Here is a 4,015-nt window from a genome sequence, read left to right as displayed (position 1 = left end):
CGCCGGTGCCGCGGCCTGCCGCGCGGGCGTGGGGGCAGTCGCAGGCGCAGGCCGCAACGGCGCGGCGGGACGCGGGCGCCGCCGCACCGTCGCCATGCCCACCTTGTGCAGGGCATAGGGATGGCGCAGCGACTGCGGCGCAAAGCCCCGGCGGCAGAAGGCCGGGGCCTCGGCAAATCCGGACAACAGCAGGCCGTCGTCGGCCAGCAGCGCCTCGATGGCCGCGGCCGCGGCGGCGCGGCCGGCATCGTCGAAATAGATCAGCAGGTTACGGCAGAACACGAGGTCGTAGCGTGCGCCGCCGTCGGGCAAGCTGGCCGGGCGCAGCAGGTTGCCCTGGCTGAAGCGGACGTAGCGGCGCAGCGTATCGTCGATCAGGTAGTCGTCGCCGGAATGGCGGAACCAGCGCTCGCGGAAGGCCAGGTCGGCGCCGCGGAAGGCATTGCGCGTGTAGCGGCCCAGGCGCGCGCGTTCGAGCGATGCGCGCGAGAGGTCGACCGCATCGATCCGGCACTGCGCGGGCGCGATGCCGTTCGATGCCAGCGCCATCGCCATCGAATACGGCTCCTCGCCGCCGGCGCAGGGAATCGACAGCAGGCGCAGCTGCCGGCCCGGATGGCTCAGCAGGCGGCGGCGGACGAAGCGCAGCGCGGTCTCGAACACTTCCGGATCGCGGAACATCCAGGATTCGGGCACGATCACGAGGTCGACCAGGGCCTCGAATTCCGGCGTGCCGGGCAGCGGCGCATAGTCCTGGCGCGCGTCCAGGCCGAGGCGCAGCATGCGCTCGCGCACGGCGCGCTCGACGGCATCCGGCGGCAGCACCAGGCCGGTACTGTCCTTCAACAGCTGGCCGAGGTTCATGCGCAGGCCTCGCCGAACAGCAGGGTTGCCACTTCGGGCGCCAGCAGGCGGTCCGGCTCGATCAGCTGCAGCATGCCGGTGGCGCGACCGGATGCATCGGTCGCGCCGGCCGCAAGCCCGCCGAGCCAGGGCGCGGCCAGCACGCCGCCGTCGCGCAGTTCGGCGCCGATGTCCGCCACCCCGGTCACGCGCTCGGCCTTCAGGCCCAGGCGCCGCCGCCGTCCCGCCGCCGCCACCTCGACCAGCAGGATGCGGGTGTCGTAGCGCACCGCATCCGGCGGCGTGCCGGCCAGGCGCGACAGGTCGATCACGGGGATGACTTCGCCTTGCAGGTCCAGCAGGCCCGGCACGTAGTGCGGCGCCCCCGGCAGCGCCTTCAGGCGCGCCACCGGCAGCACCCGCAGCACGGCGGTGAGGGGCAGGGCATAGCGTTCGCGCCCGATGTGAAACGCCAGCACCTTCATGCGCGGGTCTCAGTCATCCACGGAGAAGGTGGCGACCGACTGCTGCAGGTCGCCGGCGGCGTACTGCAACTGGTGCACGGCTTCGCTGGTGGCCTTCAGCGATTCGACGGTCTGCTGGCTGGCGTCGGACAGCTGCACCATGGTGCCCGAGATCTGCGCGGCGCCGACGGCCTGCGACTGCATCCCCTGCAGCACCAGGTCGAAGCGCGGCGACAGCTTGCGCACCTGGTCCATCATGCCGGACAGCTGTTCGGCCACGTGGCGCGCCTCGCCGACGTTGCGGCGGATCTCTTCGGCGAATTTGTCCATGCCCATCACGCTGGCCGACACCGCCGACTGCATCTCCTTCAGCATCTGTTCGATGTCCCAGGTCGAGACCGAGGTCTGGTCGGCCAGGCGCCGGATCTCGGTGGCCACCACCGAGAAGCCGCGGCCCGCTTCGCCGGCCTTCTCGGCCTCGATCGCGGCGTTCAGCGACAGGATATTGGTCTGGTCGGCCACCTTGGTGATGGTGGTCAGCACGCTGTTGATGTTGCTGGCCTTCTCGGACAGCGCGGCCAGCTTGGCGCCGATCGAATCGGTGGCATCGACCAGCTGCTGCATGGTGTGGTCCATGTGCTTCAGCTTGTCCTGGGCGTCGGCGGTGGCGCTGGTGGTGTAGTCGGCCACCTCGGTCGCTTCCTCCATGGTGCGCAGCAGCTGGGAGGTATTGGCCGACATTTCCTTGGTGGTGGCCAGCACCTCGACGCTGGTCTGGGCCTGCTCGATGCCGGTCGCCTCCTGCTGGCGCGCGGAAGCGGCGATCTGGGTCGCCGAACTGGCTACCTGGATGCCGGCCCGCTGCACATTGGTCAGCAGGCTGCGCAGGTTGCCGAGCATGGTCGCCAGGCCTTCGCCGAGGCGGCCGATGGCATCCTCGCCGCGGATCTCGATATTGCCGGTGAGGTCGCCGCGCGCCGCCTTCGAGACCACGCCGAGCAGGGTGTCGACCTTGGCGCGCAGTTCGCGGCCGGCGGCCAGTTCCTTGGCGTGGCTGTCTTCGATGGACTGGGCCATGCGGTTGAATTCGAGGGCCACCTGGCCCAGTTCGTCGCCCGAGAGGACCTCGGCGCGCGCGCCCGGGACGCCGTCGCCCAGCCTGCGCGCGGCGTCGGCCAGGGCCGCCAGCGGACGCGAGACGGCGCGCACCAGCACGGTGCCGATCAGGACCGCCAGCAGCACGCAGATCAGCGCGCCCACGCTCAGCAGCGCGCGCATCGACTGGCGCAGCGCGCTCGTGTCTTCCCTGCGCTGCTCCAGCAGGCGGTTCTCTTCGGCGGCGATATCGTCCAGGATCTCGCGCATGCCGGCCACGTTGGCGGTGCCGGCCAGGACCGCGGCTTCCGTCTGCGCCTGGACCGCCGCCGGGTTGCCGGCGGCGCGGCGGCGCAGCTCGATCTGCGGCGCGATCGCCTTGTCCATCCAGCTGGCCAGCACGGGGTCGAGCTGGTGCAGGCGTGCCTTCTGGGCCGGATTGTCGACGGTCAGCTCGAGCGCGCGGCGCACGTGGCTGCGGGCGCGTTCGTACTCGCTGCGGATCGGCGCGACCAGGTTGTCGTTGCCGGTCAGGAGATAGCCGCGGGTCGCGCTCTGCACCTGCAGCACCGAGGTCGCGATGTGGTTGGTCTCCAGCAGCACCTCGAGGGTATGGCGGTCCCACGCATTCGCCTCGGACAGCCGCGCGAAGTTGTTATAAGCCAGGATCAGCAGGAACAGGATGATCGCGACGATGGCGCCGAAGCCCATCGTCAGTTTTGTCTTGATGCTTAAATTTTGCAACATATCCGCAGGGTTAGAGGTCCGTAGGGGTCAGAGCCCGGTTCTCTCGGTTGGGCTCTGACTCCGAAGTCGCGAACGCCGGAGTCTCCAAGAAAACGAGGCCCAGCCTCAAATGTAACATCTGCCCGAACCCAAGTCGAAACAAAAGTGCACTAGCGCAACAAATTGGCATCCGGGGGCAAAGCCGGCAAGCCATGCCGGCGCCGCGCCTGCACGCACTTCTCGTCGCCGATCTGCACCTCGCGGCAGGGATCGGGCCGCCGTTCGTAGACGCCGCAGGCAAACGATCCGTCGCCGGACTGGCGCAGGGCCGCGCAGCGCGGCTCCCTGGCGTTGGTGCCGGCCATGCAGGCCAGGTAGGGATTGAGTTGTTCGGTCAGGGAGGAAGGCAGGCCGCGCTGTTCGGCGTCGGCCCAGTAGAAGGAAACCCGGTAGCTCTTGCAGCAGGCGCCGCAGGCGAGGCAGGGGTTGGTGTCGTTCGTGTCGCTCATGTCGGTCGGAAGTTGAACACAAATGATAGCGCGCGCCGCTATCGATTGCTTACAAGCGGGTTTTTATATATGGAAACGGATGCCTCATTTCCTAAAGCTAAGTGTTAGACCTTCCTCAAAGCGAGCAGTTTGTTACTATTTGAGTAAGCGTCGTCCCAGCACCGTGTTGAGTTACCGAAGCTGATACGAGATGATGCTTGTCACACCGCTGGGAAGCGGAGTTCAGCCGGGCAGTTTGGCGGCACAGTTCCAGGGCAGGAAGTCGTCGACACGGTTCACAGGGTAGTCGGCGATGTGCGTCAGCACGTGGCGCAACCAGGCTTCGGGGTCGATGCCGTTCAGCCTGGCCGTTCCGATGAGCCCGTACATGGCGGCTGC

At 68.3% G+C, this 4,015-nt stretch carries 5 protein-coding genes; all 5 read right to left on the bottom strand.

The window, feature by feature from the left end:
* A partial coding sequence (locus AC1DOQ_RS26760; RefSeq protein WP_477371389.1) for a CheR family methyltransferase occupies window positions 1-864 on the bottom strand: 864 nt, incomplete at its 3' end.
* Window positions 861-1,328 (bottom strand): chemotaxis protein CheW, encoded by a 468-nt coding sequence (locus AC1DOQ_RS26755; RefSeq protein ID WP_477371387.1) that lies wholly within the window; start codon window positions 1,326-1,328, stop codon window positions 861-863. The genes AC1DOQ_RS26755 and AC1DOQ_RS26760, both read right to left, overlap by 4 nt.
* A 9-nt stretch (window positions 1,329-1,337) precedes the next feature.
* Window positions 1,338-3,113, bottom strand: coding sequence for a methyl-accepting chemotaxis protein (locus tag AC1DOQ_RS26750; RefSeq protein WP_477371384.1), 1,776 nt, complete (start codon window positions 3,111-3,113; stop codon window positions 1,338-1,340).
* 185 nt (window positions 3,114-3,298) lie between these two features.
* The gene (locus AC1DOQ_RS26745) at window positions 3,299-3,637 is read right to left on the bottom strand and encodes a YkgJ family cysteine cluster protein (RefSeq protein WP_477371381.1); all 339 of its coding nucleotides are present in this window, start codon (window positions 3,635-3,637) and stop codon (window positions 3,299-3,301) included.
* A gap of 222 nt (window positions 3,638-3,859) precedes the next feature.
* Window positions 3,860-4,015 (bottom strand): transposase domain-containing protein (locus tag AC1DOQ_RS26740; protein ID WP_477371392.1); only part of this gene is annotated, 156 nt, incomplete at its 5' end.

This window comes from Massilia sp. 01N417 (genome assembly GCF_056399645.1).
The sequence above is the reverse complement of the archived record's forward strand: the minus strand, read 5'-3'. Positions and strand labels throughout refer to the sequence as shown.